14 protein-coding genes are annotated in these 13,923 nt (G+C 71.8%); 3 read left to right on the top strand and 11 right to left on the bottom strand.

Annotated features, from left to right (window positions below; translation table 11 throughout):
* Positions 1-81: 81 nt before the first annotated feature.
* From MicB006_RS04435 to MicB006_RS04415, 5 genes are all read right to left on the bottom strand, one after another.
* Positions 82-663 carry a hypothetical protein gene (locus MicB006_RS04435; RefSeq protein ID WP_152037818.1) on the bottom strand — a complete coding sequence of 194 codons (582 nt, stop codon included), beginning with the start codon at positions 661-663 and terminating at the stop codon, positions 82-84.
* A gap of 89 nt (positions 664-752) precedes the next feature.
* Positions 753-1,523: an isoprenyl transferase gene (locus MicB006_RS04430; protein WP_073825033.1), complete on the bottom strand. Its 771-nt coding sequence runs from the start codon at positions 1,521-1,523 to the stop codon at positions 753-755.
* A gap of 31 nt (positions 1,524-1,554) precedes the next feature.
* Positions 1,555-2,715 (bottom strand): geranylgeranyl reductase family protein, encoded by a 1,161-nt coding sequence (locus tag MicB006_RS04425; RefSeq protein ID WP_116504006.1) that lies wholly within the window; start codon positions 2,713-2,715, stop codon positions 1,555-1,557.
* A 57-nt stretch (positions 2,716-2,772) separates the two neighbouring features.
* Entirely contained in the window at positions 2,773-3,618 is an 846-nt protein-coding gene (locus MicB006_RS04420) for a hypothetical protein (RefSeq protein WP_116504004.1), read from the bottom strand.
* Between the two features lie 40 nt (positions 3,619-3,658).
* Positions 3,659-5,500 (bottom strand): phosphoenolpyruvate carboxykinase (GTP), encoded by a 1,842-nt coding sequence (locus tag MicB006_RS04415; protein WP_116504002.1) that lies wholly within the window; start codon positions 5,498-5,500, stop codon positions 3,659-3,661.
* Positions 5,501-5,991: 491 nt separating this feature from the next.
* Here MicB006_RS04415 and MicB006_RS04410 point away from each other — a divergent pair, with 491 nt between their 5' ends.
* Positions 5,992-6,528 carry a GtrA family protein gene (locus MicB006_RS04410; protein WP_116511167.1) on the top strand — a complete coding sequence of 179 codons (537 nt, stop codon included), beginning with the start codon at positions 5,992-5,994 and terminating at the stop codon, positions 6,526-6,528.
* A gap of 62 nt (positions 6,529-6,590) precedes the next feature.
* Positions 6,591-7,283, top strand: a complete 693-nt coding sequence (locus MicB006_RS04405) for a GtrA family protein (RefSeq protein WP_116504000.1) — start codon at positions 6,591-6,593, stop codon at positions 7,281-7,283.
* Between the two features lie 57 nt (positions 7,284-7,340).
* Here MicB006_RS04405 and MicB006_RS04400 read toward each other — a convergent pair whose 3' ends face one another.
* Together MicB006_RS04400 and MicB006_RS04395 are read right to left on the bottom strand one after the other, a co-directional pair.
* On the bottom strand, positions 7,341-7,910 hold the full coding sequence (locus tag MicB006_RS04400) for a PH domain-containing protein (protein WP_116503998.1): 570 nt from the start codon (positions 7,908-7,910) through the stop codon (positions 7,341-7,343).
* A gap of 142 nt (positions 7,911-8,052) precedes the next feature.
* Positions 8,053-8,925: a biotin--[acetyl-CoA-carboxylase] ligase gene (locus MicB006_RS04395; protein ID WP_116511165.1), complete on the bottom strand. Its 873-nt coding sequence runs from the start codon at positions 8,923-8,925 to the stop codon at positions 8,053-8,055.
* 72 nt (positions 8,926-8,997) lie between these two features.
* Between MicB006_RS04395 and MicB006_RS04390 the strand changes: the two genes are divergently transcribed.
* Complete coding sequence (locus MicB006_RS04390; RefSeq protein WP_116503996.1) at positions 8,998-10,581, top strand: acyl-CoA carboxylase subunit beta; 1,584 nt, start codon at positions 8,998-9,000, stop codon at positions 10,579-10,581.
* Positions 10,582-10,625: 44 nt separating this feature from the next.
* On the opposite strand, the gene MicB006_RS04385 is transcribed toward MicB006_RS04390, so the two are convergent.
* The 4 genes from MicB006_RS04385 to MicB006_RS04370 form a co-directional block, all read right to left on the bottom strand.
* Positions 10,626-11,504, bottom strand: coding sequence for a hypothetical protein (locus MicB006_RS04385; RefSeq protein ID WP_116503995.1), 879 nt, complete (start codon positions 11,502-11,504; stop codon positions 10,626-10,628).
* On the bottom strand, positions 11,497-12,000 hold the full coding sequence (locus MicB006_RS04380) for a SigE family RNA polymerase sigma factor (RefSeq protein ID WP_030501256.1): 504 nt from the start codon (positions 11,998-12,000) through the stop codon (positions 11,497-11,499). Before MicB006_RS04380 ends, MicB006_RS04385 begins: the two co-directional genes overlap by 8 nt.
* A 59-nt stretch (positions 12,001-12,059) precedes the next feature.
* Positions 12,060-13,043 carry a ketopantoate reductase family protein gene (locus MicB006_RS04375; RefSeq protein ID WP_116503993.1) on the bottom strand — a complete coding sequence of 328 codons (984 nt, stop codon included), beginning with the start codon at positions 13,041-13,043 and terminating at the stop codon, positions 12,060-12,062.
* Between the two features lie 64 nt (positions 13,044-13,107).
* Positions 13,108-13,851 carry a M50 family metallopeptidase gene (locus MicB006_RS04370; protein WP_116503991.1) on the bottom strand — a complete coding sequence of 248 codons (744 nt, stop codon included), beginning with the start codon at positions 13,849-13,851 and terminating at the stop codon, positions 13,108-13,110.
* Between the last annotated feature and the right edge of the window lie 72 nt (positions 13,852-13,923).

Below are 13,923 nucleotides of genomic sequence, written 5' to 3'. Positions count from 1 at the left end.
CTCCGTCATTTGTGCCCGCCGCTCCGCCGGGCAGACGATGATCGGCCGGCAGGCCGGGCCGACCAGACAACGATGTCGACCTCAGGTATTCCCCCCGTCACCGAAGTCGCCGAACAATTCATCTACGAACTGGATGAATTCGTCCGTCTCTCGCCCTTCGGCCGGCGCGGCGACATCCCGCACTCCGGACCGGGGCCGCTGCCGTGACAGGCGGGCCGCCGCCCGCACCGCCTTGGCCTTCGCGGTCGTCTCCGTCACCACCTGCCGGGCCTTGGCGGCGCGGTTCGCCTCCTCGTGGGCCGTCGCGCGTTCTGCGGCGGCCTCTTGCTTCGCGGCCTCCGCATCCTTCCTCGCGGCGGCCACCGTCGACCGGCTGCCCTCGCGCCCGAACAGCCAGCCGATCGCGGTGAACACGACCGCCTGGACCGCACCGAACACGTACACTCGTCGTTGCCACACGGCGTCACTGCCGTTCGCGAGCGCCATCATGGCCACCACCAGGGCGGCGAAGCCGACCAGCATCACCACGGTCACCAGAAACTGGCGATTCCATCGCCCGGCGTCTTCCTCGGCATCTTTCGCAGCTTCCGCCGCACCGTCATCGGCGATCCGCGCTTTATTCAAGGCCATGTCTCGAAAATAGGCGGTTGATTCACGCGCCACAGCAGCGCAACGGATGGTCTACGCCGCCGGGGGGCGGACGACACCCTTACACTTCTGGCCCAGTGACCAGCCGCCGAACGGCGAACGGGTCAGGTGCCGAAACGGCGCTGGCGGGTGGCGTAGGAGCGCAGGGCGCGGAGGAAGTCGACCTTGCGGAAGTCGGGCCAGTTCAGCTCGCAGAAGTAGAACTCCGAGTGCGCGCTCTGCCAGAGCATGAAGCCGGAGAGCCGCTGCTCGCCACTGGTCCGGATGATCAGATCCGGGTCCGGCAGCCCCTTGGTGTAGAGGTGCTCGGAGATGTGGTCGACGTCGAGCGAGGTGGCCAGTTCCTCAAGCGTGCCGCCGTTCGCGGCGTGCTCCACCAGCAGCGAGCGGACCGCGTCGGCGATCTCGCGCCGCCCGCCGTACCCGACCGCGATGTTGACCTGAGCCCCGCCGTCGCGGTTCCGGGTGCGCTCCTCGGCGGCCTTGAGCGCGGCGGCGTGCTGCGCCGGCAACACGTCGAGCGCGCCGACCATCCGCAGCCGCCAGGGGTTGCCCTCCTCGGCCAGCTCGGTGGTGAGGTCCTCGATGATCTGGAGCAGCGGGTCCAGCTCGGCGGCCGGACGGGAGAGGTTGTCGGTGGAGAGCAGCCACAGCGTGACGTGCCCGACGCCGGCCGCGTCGCACCAGCGGAGCAGCTCCTTGATCCGCTCGGCGCCCATCCGGTGGCCGTCGTTCGGGTCGACGAAGCCCATCTCCCGGGCCCATCTGCGGTTGCCGTCGCACATCACGCCGACGTGTGCGGGTACGGGCTTGCCCGCGAGCTTCGCCGTCAGCCGGCGCTCGTACACGGAGTAGAGGAGTTTCCGCAGAGTCATCACCTTGCAGGGTAGCGACCCGTGAGAAAGATCAGTGTCTCGGTGGCGTATCAGCCGACGGCGAGCCGCTCCGGCGTGGTCGCGGCACGTCAGCGGCGATCGCCGCGAGCGTGCGGACGTCGAGCCGGCCGTCGCCGAGCCCCAGCTCCACCACCGTGCGGTAGACCCGCTCGTCGCGTCCGGCCGCGCCGACCACCGCGTCGACCACCCAGCGACGCCGGGCCAGCCAGGCCGCCGCCGAGCTGTGCCGCAGGTGGGTGCCGAGCCGGGCGCGCAGCGCAGCCGCGTACCCGGAGGCGGCCTCGGCGGGATTGCCGGCCGCCGCCGCGCCGGCCAGCGCTCCCGAACGCAGCGCGTAGAAGATGCCCTCGCCGGTGAACGGGTTGATCAGCGACAGCGCGTCCCCGGCCAGCACCACCCGGCCCCGCCCGGGCGCCGGGCGGTGGGTGGACAACGGCAGGTGGTGCGCGCGGAGGTCGGTCACCGTGGCCGGGTCGACGCCGGGCAGCAGCGCGGCCGTCCGGGCCAGCAGGTGCGCGCGGGTCAGCGGCTCGCCGCGCAGCACCTCCCCGTACCCGACGTTCGCGCGACCGTCGCCGATCGGAAAGGCCCAGGCGTACGCGGGCCAGCGCGCCGCCGAGGTGACGATGAGCTGTTCGGGCGGCCCGGGCGGGGCCGGCGCGTAGCCCCGGATGGCGAGCGCCAGGTGCCGGTCCGGGTTTACCGGGTGCCCGAGCGCGCGCCGGACCACCGATCCGGCGCCGTCCGCGCCCACCAGCGCCCGCGCGGACAGCTCACCGTCGAGCACCACCCGGTCGAGGGCGATCTCCACCCGGCGTACGGTGTGCCGCCGCAGCTCCGCGCCGGCCGCCACCGCCGCCGCGACCAGGCGTGCGTCGAACACCTGGCGGGGCACCGTGTACGCGGACCGGGGCAGCGTCCGGGCGACGGTGCCGCCCTTCGGTCCGACCAGGCGCAGCGCGGGCAGGGGCGGGTAGCCGTCGACGGCCCCGGTCACGCCCAGTTCGGCGAGGACGTCGAGCGCGTGCGCGGCGATGCCGTCACCGCACGCCTTGTCCCGGGGGAAGTCGTACCGGTCCAGCAGCAGCACCCGCGCCGCCCCGGCCCGCCGCGCGCCGAGCGCGGCGGCCGCTCCCGCCGGCCCCGCCCCGACCACCACGACGTCCCACACCCCCTCATCCTCCCCCGCCGGCCCCCGCCACGGGCGACGATCATCGGGTTGGCGGCATCAACGGGGCCGGGTGGCGCGGTAGAGGGACCAGAGGCAGAGGGCTGCCGCCGTGACCAGCGGGGCGCCGTCGCGGATCAGGCCGTCGACACCGAGCAGCCACCAGCACAGCGGCAGGTCGAACGCGAGGACGCCGAGCGTGACCGCGACCAGGGCCTTCCGCGCCCAGGCCCGGTCGCGCAGCAGGAACGCGGTGCAGAACAGCACGGCGTAGCTGACCGCGATGCCGCCGCCGAACCACAGGACCAGAGCCGGTACGGCGGCGAGCCGCCCGTCCAGCACGGCGCCGGTCGCCACGAGCGCCGGCACCAGCATCAGCGGGCTGTAGGTGAACGCCGCGACCCGGGCGGTGAGCAGCCAGCCGTTCGCCTGCGGGCGCTTCGGCGTCATCTCCCGCCAGGCGATCGTCCCGCCCTCGACGACCAGGCCCTTGCGGTGCCGGACCAGGTGCGCGCGGATCGCGTCGGAACGGTAGAGCAGCACCACCACGGCGACGCAGAGCGCGGTGAGCACGGCGAACCCGACCAGGCCGGGCAGCGCGGGCACCCCGGACCGGGGCACGATCAGCCGCCCGACCGCGAAGATCGTGGTCACCGCCAGGATCAGCCCGAACGGTCGGGCACTGACCCGGCCCTGGTTCACCTGCCCGATCAGCAGCAGGAAGCCGAGCGACCGGAGCATCGCCCAGCCGGTGCGTACGGCCAGGCCGAACTCCTGCTCCGGGGCGTACCAGTAGTTGAGCAGCTCGACCACGACGGTGGCCGCCGCGGTCACGGCGAGCAGCGTGGTCAGCGCCCGGACGGCGGACGGCCGCCGGACCTCGACAGGTTCAGCGGCCGTCCTCATGGCATCCGATGGTGCCCGCAGCGGGCAACCGGCACACCTGTTACTTCTGCGGCTCCGCGTCGAGACGGGCGCGCAGCGCGTCCAGCTCGGCCCAGAGCACGCCGGGGAGCTTGTCCCCGAACTTCTCGAACCACTCGGTGACCAGCGGCAGCTCGTTGCGCCACTCGTCCGCGTCGACCTTCAGCGCGATCCGGACGTCCTCCGGGGTCATGTCCAGACCCTCGACGTCGAGCGCGTCCTGCGCCGGGACCATGCCGATCGGGGTCTCCACCGCCTCGGCCCGGCCCTCCAGCCGCTCGATGACCCACTTGAGCACGCGGGAGTTCTCGCCGAAGCCCGGCCAGAGGAAGTTGCCCTCGGCGTCCTTGCGGAACCAGTTGACGTAGTAGATCTTGGGCAGCTTCGCCTCGTCGCCGTCGGCGCCCTTGCCCATCTCGATCCAGTGCCGGAAGTAGTCGCCGCCGTTGTAGCCGATGAACGGCAGCATGGCCATCGGGTCGCGGCGCACCACGCTGACCGCGCCGGAGGCGGCGGCGGTGGTCTCCGAGGAGAGCGTGGCGCCCATGTAGACGCCGTGCACCCAGTCGCGGGCCTCGGTGACCAGCGGGATGGTGTCCCGGCGACGGCCGCCGAACAGGATCGCGTCGATCGGCACGCCGTTCGGGTCGTAGTAGTCGTCGGCCAGGATCGGGCACTGGGTGATCGGGGTGCAGAAGCGGCTGTTCGCGTGCGAGGAGAGGTTCTCGCTCTCCGGCGTCCAGTCGTTGCCCTTCCAGTCGATCAGGTGCGCCGGCGGCTCACCCATGCCCTCCCACCAGATGTCGCCGTCGTCGGTCAGCGCCACGTTGGTGAAGATGGAGTTGCCCCGGTCCAGCGTCCGCATGGCGTTGGCGTTGGTCTTCCAGTCGGTGCCGGGGGCGACACCGAACAGGCCGTACTCCGGGTTGATCGCGTAGAGGCGGCCGTCCTGGCCGAACCGCATCCAGGCGATGTCGTCGCCGATGGTCTCGACCTTCCAGCCCGGGATGGTCGGCTCCAGCATGGCGAGGTTGGTCTTGCCGCAGGCGGACGGGAAGGCGCCGGCGATGTGGTAGACCTTGCCCTCCGGCGAGGTGATCTTGAGGATCAGCATGTGCTCGGCCAGCCAGCCCTCGTCGCGCCCCATCACGCTGGCGATACGCAGCGAGTAGCACTTCTTGCCGAGCAGCGAGTTGCCGCCGTAGCCGGAGCCGAAGGACCAGATCTCCCGGGTCTCCGGGAAGTGGGAGATGTACTTCGTCTCGTTGCAGGGCCAGGCCACGTCCTGCTGCCCCGGGGCGAGCGGGGCGCCGATCGAGTGCAGCGCGTGCACGAAGTCGGCGTCGTCGCCCATCGCCTCCAGGATCGCCGACCCCATCCGCGTCATGATCCGCATCGAGGCGACCACGTACGGGCTGTCGGTGATCTCGACGCCGAACATGGGGTTCTCGGCCTCGATGGGCCCCATGCAGAACGGGATGACGTACATGGTGCGCCCGCGCATGCTGCCGCGGTACAGCTCCGTCATCGTCCGCTTCATCTCGGCCGGCGCCATCCAGTTGTTGGTGGGGCCGGCGTCCGCCTCGTCGACGGAGCAGATGAAGGTGCGCTCCTCCACCCGGGCGACGTCCGTGGGGTCGGTACGCGCGTAGAACGAGTTGGGCTTCTTCTCGGGATTCAGACGGATGAGGGTGCCGTTGGAGACGAGCTCGTCGGTGAGGCGGCGCCACTCCTCATCAGACCCGTCCACCCAGACCACGCGGTCGGGGGTGGTCAGTTCCGCGACCTCACGTACCCAGGCCAGCAGCTTGGGGTGGGATGTCGGGGCCTGATCGATACCCCGAACAGCAGCCGGAGCAACCATGTCACTTCTCCTTGTGGTCGACGCTGACCGATCTATGGGGTGCACGAGTTCTGGCGGGCAAGTACGCCGCCTCGTGGAAACCTGGGATTGGGCTCAGCGTAAACCGGACTGCCTCGCCAGTCAGTGGGACTGGTTGTGAAGAACTGCACAAGGTACGGCCACGCTGCGGCTTCACGATCTGATACCCGCTTTCGCGCGCAGTTTCACGCAAATCCTGCGGTGAACCTTCGACGGCCCGGTCCGTCACCGGAGTGACCGCGACGCCCGATCGCGGGGAAGCGTACGAACATGTCGTGAAAGACGATTCCGTGATGGGCTCCACAGATTCACACAGCGGGTTACCCTCTGCTCACGGACATCGAGAACGGGCGACAGATCCCCGACCCGGGCGGCCCGGCCGCGAGGGCCACGACGAAGCCGTCGTGGCCGACTCGCCGTTGCGGTCCGCCCGCGTACCCGACAACCGGTACTCTCGGCGGGTGGCCGCGACGATGACCGGGGACCAACCGGGGGCTCCGCAGACCCGTCGGGGTCCGATCGGAGCACTACTCGACCGTTTCGGTCACCTGATCCACGAGTTGAGCAAGTTCGCCACCGTCGGCGGCTTCGCCTTCGTGGTCGACTTCGTCCTCTTCAACCTCCTGTCCAGCGGCCGGGACATGCCGCCGCTCGCCGCGAAGACCATCTCCACGGTGATCGCCGCGACCGTCGCCTTCCTCGGCAACCGGTTCTGGACGTGGCGGCACCGGCAGCGCTCCAACCCGGCCCGGGAGTACGCGCTCTTCTTCTTCTTCAACGCGGTCGGCCTCGGTATCGCGGTGGCCTGTCTCGCGGTCAGCCACTACGGGCTGGGCGCGGTCTGGCCCGCGGTGTTCCAGACCCCGCTGGCCGACAACATCGCCAGCTTCATCGTCGGCACCGGCCTCGGGACGCTCTTCCGGTTCTGGTCGTACCGACGGTTCGTCTTCGTCGACGCGGGAACACCACCAGTTCCGGCAACGAGCCACGACCGAGAGTCCGGGGCGTGACGAACCGCCCATCCCGACCCGCCGGGCCGAGCCGGCCCAGCCCACTGCCTAAGGTGTTCCGCATGCCTGGAGTCCGTCTGCTGCCCGAGCGCTGGCAGAAGTTCATCCACGAGGCGCTCAAATTCGGCGTCGTCGGCGGCATCAACACCGTCATCAATTACGCGGTGTTCAATGCCCTGGCACTCACGGTTTTCCGAGACGGCCAGCTGAAAGCGACAGTAATCGCGACGATTGTCGCCACGATCACGTCGTATCTGATGAATCGTCACTGGACGTACCGGGATCGGCCGAAATCGGCACTCCGGCGGGAATACGTCCTGTTCTTCCTTTTCAACGGCGCCGGCCTCGTCATCGAACTCGGCGTCCTTGCCCTGGCCAAGTACGGCCTCGGCGTACACGGGCTGCTGGCGCTGAACGTCGCCAAGACCATCGGTGTCCTGCTGGCCACGCTGTTCCGCTTCTGGTCCTACCGCACGTTCGTCTTCCAGCCGGTGCCCAAGCACGCCGAGGAGACCTGGCACTCGGTGCCGCGTGACGAGTGGGACAACGTCGCCGAGATGGACCCGGTGGCCGAGCTGGCCGAGTCGGTGAGCGAGCTGGAGGAGGAGGAACCTCCCCCGGGCGCCGGGCGACCCGACTACGCGCCACCCCGGGGCCGTCCGGCACCGGCCGACGCCGGGCTCGGCGGCGCGCTCGGCACCGACCTGGACGCCGAACTCGCCGCCGAACTCCAGCCCCGCCGCGCGCGACGCTGAACGACCGAAGGCCGACACCCCGGGAAGGGGGTGCCGGCCTTTTCGTCGGCGGCGCGGTCAGGGCTGGTCGCGCAGGGACCTGCCCTCGGTCATGTCGGCGAGGATCTCGCGCATCTCGCCGTCGCCCAGGCTGTGCTTGTCGTGGTGCGCCTCGACCAGCTCGTACAGCTTCGTCTGCACCCGGTCCACGCCCGGCACGTCGTGCAGCACCGACTGGCCGCGCTCACCCGCCGACTCGATGGTCAGCGTGCCGCAGCCGAGCAGCCGCTCCACGAAGCGCTGGTTCATGGCGTGGTCGTTGATCCGGGTCAGCGGCAGGTCCCGCCGGTTGCGCGACAGCACCCCCTGCTGGAGCAGTACGCGCTCATTCGTGAACAGGTAGTGCGTGGTGCGCCAGACCAGAAACGGCCACAGGCCCAGCCACAGCACCAGCGCCAGGGCGACCACGGCGATCGCGTAGAGCGCGATGGTGCCGCCGCTGCCGTCGGGCAGCAGGAGCCAGCCGGCGACGACCGCCGCGACGGCGAGCACGAGCACCAGGACCGGCCGGATCAGGGCCTTCCAGTGCGGGTGCAGGTGCAACACGACGTGCTCGTCCTCGGTGAGCACGTCTTCGGGGAACGCCACGGGGGAACCTCCTCGCAGAACAGGACGCGCTGACCGTAACCGGTCGGCGCACCCGGTCGGCATCGGCCGCGCGGGCGGCTGCCCGTGGTTGTTAAGAGGGGGCCCTTCCTCTACCGGAGGCGTTAAGAGGGGGCCCTTCCTTTCACCGCAGGTGCAGCACGTCGCCCGCGGCGAGCCGCAGCGTCCCGGCGTCCGTCTCGACCAGGAGCTGCCCGTCGGCGTCCACCCCGGTGGCGGTGCCGTGCGCCTCGCTGCCGTCGGGCAGCAGCACCCGCACCTGCCGGCCGATGGTGGCGCACCCGGCCAGGTACGCCTCGCGCAGCCCGCTGGCCTCCGCGTCACCTCCGGCGTCACGCCAGCGCTCGTACCAGTCGGCGAGCGAGCGCAGCAGCGCCCGCAGCAGCGGATCCCGGTCGGTGGCGGTGGCGCCGGCGAGCTGGAGCGACGTGGCGGGCAACCCGGTCGGGTTCTCCGGCAGCTCGTCGGCGCGCAGCGTCACGTTCAGCCCCACACCGACGACGATCCCGGGCGGCCTGTCGTTCTCGCCCGGCACCGCCTCGGCCAGCACGCCGGCGCACTTCGCGCCGTCCACCAGCAGGTCGTTGGGCCACTTCAGCCGCGCGTCCAGCTCGGCCAGCAGGCGTACCGCCTCGACCAGCGCGACACCCGCCAGCAGCGGCAGCCAGCCGTACCCGGTGACCGGCACCGGCGCCCAGCCACGCTCGGCGTCCGCCTCGCCGGGCCGCAGCAGCACGCTCGTGGCGAGACCGGCGCGCGGCGGCGACTGCCAGACGCGCCCCCGCCGGCCCCGGCCGGAGGTCTGCCGCTCGGCCACCACCACCAGGCCCTCCGGCTCGCCGGCCCGCGCCGCGGCCACCGCGTCCGCGTTCGTCGAGCCGGTCTCGGCCAGCAGTTCCAACCGGCGCCAGGGCCCGTTCGGCGCGACCAGCGCGCGCCGCAGCCGGGCCGCGGAGAGCGGCGGTCGGTCCAGATCCGTGTACGGCGAGCCGGGCATCACGCCAGCCTACGGCCCGGATGAGGCGTACTGCACAGCCTCAGACACCTGAACCATCGTTATATTCCACGGGTGACTACCGAGACCGGGTTCAACATCCACACGACCGCCGGCAAGCTGGCGGACCTGGAGCGACGGCTCGACGAGGCGGTGCACGCCGGGTCGGCACGCGCGGTCGAGAAGCAGCACGCGCGGGGCAAGAAGACCGCCCGCGAGCGGATCGAGATGCTGCTCGACGAGGGATCGTTCGTCGAGCTGGACGAGTTCGCCCGGCACCGCTCGACCAACTTCGGGCTGGAGAAGACCCGCCCGTACGGGGACGGCGTGGTGACCGGCTACGGCACCGTGGACGGCCGGCAGGTCTGCGTCTTCTCGCAGGACTTCACCGTCTTCGGCGGCTCCCTCGGCGAGGTCTTCGGCGAGAAGATCGTCAAGCTGATGGACCTCGCCATGAAGATCGGCTGCCCGGTCGTCGGCATCAACGACTCCGGCGGCGCGCGGATCCAGGAGGGCGTCACGTCCCTCGGGCTCTACGGCGAGATCTTCTTCCGCAACGTACGGGCCAGCGGCGTCATCCCGCAGATCTCGCTGATCATGGGCCCGTGCGCGGGTGGCGCGGTCTACTCCCCGGCGGTCACCGACTTCACCGTCATGGTCGACCAGACCTCGCACATGTTCATCACCGGCCCCGACGTGATCAAGACGGTCACCGGCGAGGACGTCGGCATGGAGGAGCTGGGCGGCGCCCGCACCCACAACACCCGCAGCGGCAACGCGCACTACCTCGGCACCGACGAGGAGGACGCGATCGAGTACGTCAAGGCGCTGCTGTCGTACCTGCCGTCGAACAACCTGGACGAGCCGCCGGTCTTCGACGCCCCCGCGATCCTCGACGTCACCGAGGAGGACCGGGAGCTGGACACGCTGATCCCGGACTCGGCCAACCAGCCGTACGACATGCACCGGGTCATCGAGCACGTGCTCGACGACGGAGAGTTCCTCGAGGTGCAGCCGCTGTACGCGCAGAACATGGTGGTCGGTTTCGGTCGCGTCGAGGGGCGCCCGGTGGGCGTGGTGGCGAACCAGCCGATGCAGTTCGCCGGCACGCTCGACATCGCCGCGTCGGAGAAGGCGGCCCGGTTCGTGCGCACCTGCGACGCGTTCAACGTCCCGGTGCTCACCTTCGTGGACGTGCCCGGCTTCCTGCCCGGCACCGGCCAGGAGTGGGACGGCATCATCCGGCGCGGCGCGAAGCTCATCTACGCGTACGCCGAGGCCACCGTCCCGAAGGTCACAGTCATCACCCGCAAGGCCTACGGCGGCGCGTACGACGTGATGGGCTCGAAGCACCTGGGCGCGGACCTGAACTTCGCCTGGCCGACCGCGCAGATCGCGGTGATGGGCGCGCAGGGCGCGGTGAACATCCTCTACCGCTCGGACCTGGCGAACGCCGAGGGCCCGGCCGCCGTCCGGGCCGAGAAGATCGCCGAGTACGAGGACACGCTCGCGAACCCGTACATCGCCGCCGAGCGCGGCTACGTGGACGGCGTGATCCCGCCGCACGAGACGCGCGTGCAGATCGTGCGGGCGCTGCGGGTGCTGCGGACCAAGCGCGAGACGCTGCCGCCGAAGAAGCACGGCAACATCCCGCTGTGAGTCGATCCGGTGCCCCCGCCGGGAGAGCGGCGGGGGCACCGGCGTCAGCAACCCGGGTTCGCGGCGACGCACATCCGTTCGGCGGCGACCCGGGCCAGCTGCCGCACCTGTCCCTCGGTCACCTCGGCGCCCGGCACGTCGGTCCGCAGCCGGCCGGACGGGATCAGCACCGTCACCAGGTCGCCCACCCGTACGACCAGCCGGTCGTCGAGCGATATCGGGTGGTATCCAGGCGGCCGGCCCGTCGTCTCGTCCGGCGGCACGGCGACCTCGTGCCGCAGCAGCAGCGCCTGGTCGCCGGCGAAGCCGCTCGCCGCGACGTACCAGCGGTGCACGACGTCGGCGGCGGCCATCCCCCGCTCGGTGTAGACCTGGCCCGTCGTCCGCCACGCGCCGCAGGCCGCGACAGTGCCCTCCAGGTCGTCGACGAACCGTCCGGCCGCTCCGGACCGCATCCGGTAGACGTCCTGGGTGAGGACCGTTCCGACGGTGGTCGCGGGCTCGGTCGGCGGTTCCATCAGGGTCTGCGACCGCGAGTAGCGCGAGCGCGGCTCCTGCGCCGCCAGCCCCTGCTTCCCGGCGCAGAACTGGAGCAGATCGTCGACCCGGACCGGCTCGTCGACGCCGGTCTCGCTGAGCCGCTCGCCGGTCCGGACCGGGATGTCGGCCGGTTCCAGCATCGCCTCGGCCACGATCTCCGCCTGCCCGTCGTAGCCTCCGGCGGCCGGTGACGGCGGCGGCGCGCCGACCCGGTTCACCAGCGTCGCGGCCAGCGCCGCGACGACCACCACCGAGGCCGCGGCGAGCGCGGCGGAGCGCCGGCTGCGCCGCCGGGCGGTGGCCCGGATCGTCTCCGGATCCGGCCAGGTGACGTGCAGCAGGTCCCGGTGCAGCAACTCCACGAGCGCGACGTCGTCAGGCATCTGCCGCCTCCTCTTCCAGGTCCACCACGGCGAGCAACTCGGCGAGGGCGGTCCGCCCCCGGGACAGCCGGGCCTTGACGGTGCCGACCGGGGCCTCGGTCTCCCGGGCCACCTCGGCGACCGGCATGCCGAGCAGGTAGTGCAGCGCGATCGCGGTGCGCTGAGCCTCGGGCAGCCGGCGTAGCGCGGCGACCACCTCCAGCGTCTCGGTGCTCGGCGCCGGCACGTCCGCCACCGCGCCGTGCCGCAGGTAGGCGCGGGCCCGGCTGCGCAGGCTGCGCCAACGGCTCACCGCGATCCGGCTCGCCACCACCCGCACCCAGGACTCCGGGTCGTCGTATCCGCGCACTGTGGACCACCGCTGCCAGGCCCGGATGTACGCCTCCTGCACGGCGTCCTGCGCCTCGGCCAGGTCGCCGGTGAGCACGTAGACGAAGCCGAGCAGCCGCTGTCGGCTGCCCCGGTAGAACTCGTCGAATCCGTCGCTGTCGGGCACCTGCCACCTCCCCGTGTTCGTGAGGGGACACGCCTGGCGGCGCGGCGCGGGTTGCCCGCTCAGCCGACCAATTTCTCCAGCTCGCCGAGCGGGAAGTCGCCGGCCGGAATCCGGTCGCGGACCGCCCGGCGTACCGCGGTCTGCACCGCCGCGTTGGCCGGGGTCGGCACGCCGTGCAGGCGCCCGAGCAGCACGATCTCGCCGTTGAGGTGGTCGGTCTCGACCGAGCCCGCACCACGGGCCAGGCTCTGCCAGGTGGAACCGCCGGAGCGCTCCTCGCCGCGGACGGGCCGGTGCGACACCAGGTCACCGCGTTCGGCGGCCTCCTCCTCGACTGTGGTGTGCGCGATGCCGGCGCCGGCGAGCGCCGCCTCCCCCTCGGCGCGTACCCGGTGCGACAGGGCTTCGGGCACGTCCCGGCCGAGCAGCGCCTGGAGGCCGTTGCCGAGGTTCGCGAGCAGCTTGCCGTACTTCCAGCGCATCACGTCGTCGCGGACCGGCGCGACGAACCCCGCAGAGGTCAGGTCGGCGGCGACCGCCCGGCTGGTGTCGTCGGCGCCGCTCGGGTAGCGGCCGATGTGCAGCATGCCCGGGTGCGGATGCCCGTTGGCGACCACCAGGCCCGGCTCCAGGTGGGTTGCGGGCAGCCAGACGCAGACCGGATGTACGCGGGCGAAGCGGCGCAGCGCGGCCGGCTCGTTCGCCACGCCGTTCTGGGCCAGCACGACCGGCAGCCGTTCGCCGGCCGTTCCGCCGCCCTCGACCGGGGCGTCCGCCCACGCCGTCAGCGCCGCCACGGTGTCCTGCGACTTCACGGTGAGCACCAGCACGGCGTCGGCCGGCAGCGGCGGGCCGTCCGGCCCGGCCACCGCCGGCAGCCGGCTGGTGACCTCACGCTCCGGCGTCCGCAGCGTGAGCCCTCGCTCCAGCAGCGCCTCCAGATGCGCGCCGCGCGCCACGAGCGTCACGTCGTGGCCGGCGTCGGCCAGGAGTACGCCGATGGTGCCGCCGACCGCGCCCGCTCCGATGATCACGTATCGCACGGATCCGATTCTGCCCGCCTCGGCGGTGGCCGCCCCCGGACGGGACGTGGCGCGCGGGCCGCCGTCAGCCGATCAGGCCGGCATCGGTGAGGATCGGACCGGCGAGCAACAGCGCGCCGACCACCAGCGCCCCGACGCTGACCAGCAGGAACACGCCCACCCAGAACAGCGCCGGGAACGGCGTGAGCCGGGCGAGCTGGTCCGCGTCGGACTGCGGCATCCGGCCCCGGGCGCGTTGCCGGTGCAGCTCGAACACCGGTCGTACGCCGCCGAGCAGCAGGAACCAGACCGACGCCCAGGCGAACGCGGCCTGCACCTCGGGCGAGGTGTACCAGGAGACGGCGAGCACCACGCCGCCGGTGACCAGTAGCGATAGCACGCCGAACAGGTTGCGGATCATCACCAGCATGGCCAGCAGCAGCGCCACCGCCAGCCACAGCAGCAGCGTGATCCGGTTCCCGGCCAGCAGCCACGCGCCGCCGAGACCGAGCAGCGACGGCGCGACGTACCCGGCGAGCAGCGTGAGGATCATCCCCGGCCCGGTGGGGCGGCCGGCGGAGAGCGTCAGCCCGGAGGTGTCCGAGTGCAGCCGGATGCCGTGCAGCCGCCGGCCGGTGAGCAGCGCGACGAGCGCGTGGCCGCCCTCGTGCGCGATGGTGACCGCGTTACGGGCGATCCGCCACGGCAGCCGGGTGGCGACCACGGCGAGCGCGACCACGGCGGTGAGCACCACCAGCAGCGGCGGCGGGTCCGGCTGGGCGCTCATCAGCGTTTCCCAGAGCGTGGTGAGGCCGTCGATCAGGGGCATGGGCGGGGAGCCTACCGGCCCGAGCCGTGTCGCTCGACCAGCCGAGTCTCATAGAGTGTGAGACTGATCGGA

The organism is Micromonospora sp. B006, from assembly GCF_003408515.1.
Lineage (GTDB): Bacteria > Actinomycetota > Actinomycetes > Mycobacteriales > Micromonosporaceae > Micromonospora > Micromonospora echinospora_A.
This window is presented reverse-complemented; position numbering and strand designations above follow the sequence as displayed.

Excerpts from the sequence above, each read along its gene's own strand:
- MicB006_RS04410 (WP_116511167.1), top strand. The coding sequence starts at position 5,992 with ATGACCGGGGACCAACCGGGGGCTCCGCAGACCCGTCGGGGTCCGATC.
- MicB006_RS04430 (WP_073825033.1), bottom strand. The coding sequence starts at position 1,523 with ATGACTCTGCGGAAACTCCTCTACTCCGTGTACGAGCGCCGGCTGACG.
- MicB006_RS04405 (WP_116504000.1), top strand. The coding sequence starts at position 6,591 with ATGCCTGGAGTCCGTCTGCTGCCCGAGCGCTGGCAGAAGTTCATCCAC.
- MicB006_RS04415 (WP_116504002.1), bottom strand. The coding sequence starts at position 5,500 with ATGGTTGCTCCGGCTGCTGTTCGGGGTATCGATCAGGCCCCGACATCC.
- MicB006_RS04370 (WP_116503991.1), bottom strand. The coding sequence starts at position 13,851 with ATGCCCCTGATCGACGGCCTCACCACGCTCTGGGAAACGCTGATGAGC.
- MicB006_RS04395 (WP_116511165.1), bottom strand. The coding sequence starts at position 8,925 with ATGCCCGGCTCGCCGTACACGGATCTGGACCGACCGCCGCTCTCCGCG.
- MicB006_RS04420 (WP_116504004.1), bottom strand. The coding sequence starts at position 3,618 with ATGAGGACGGCCGCTGAACCTGTCGAGGTCCGGCGGCCGTCCGCCGTC.
- MicB006_RS04385 (WP_116503995.1), bottom strand. The coding sequence starts at position 11,504 with ATGCCTGACGACGTCGCGCTCGTGGAGTTGCTGCACCGGGACCTGCTG.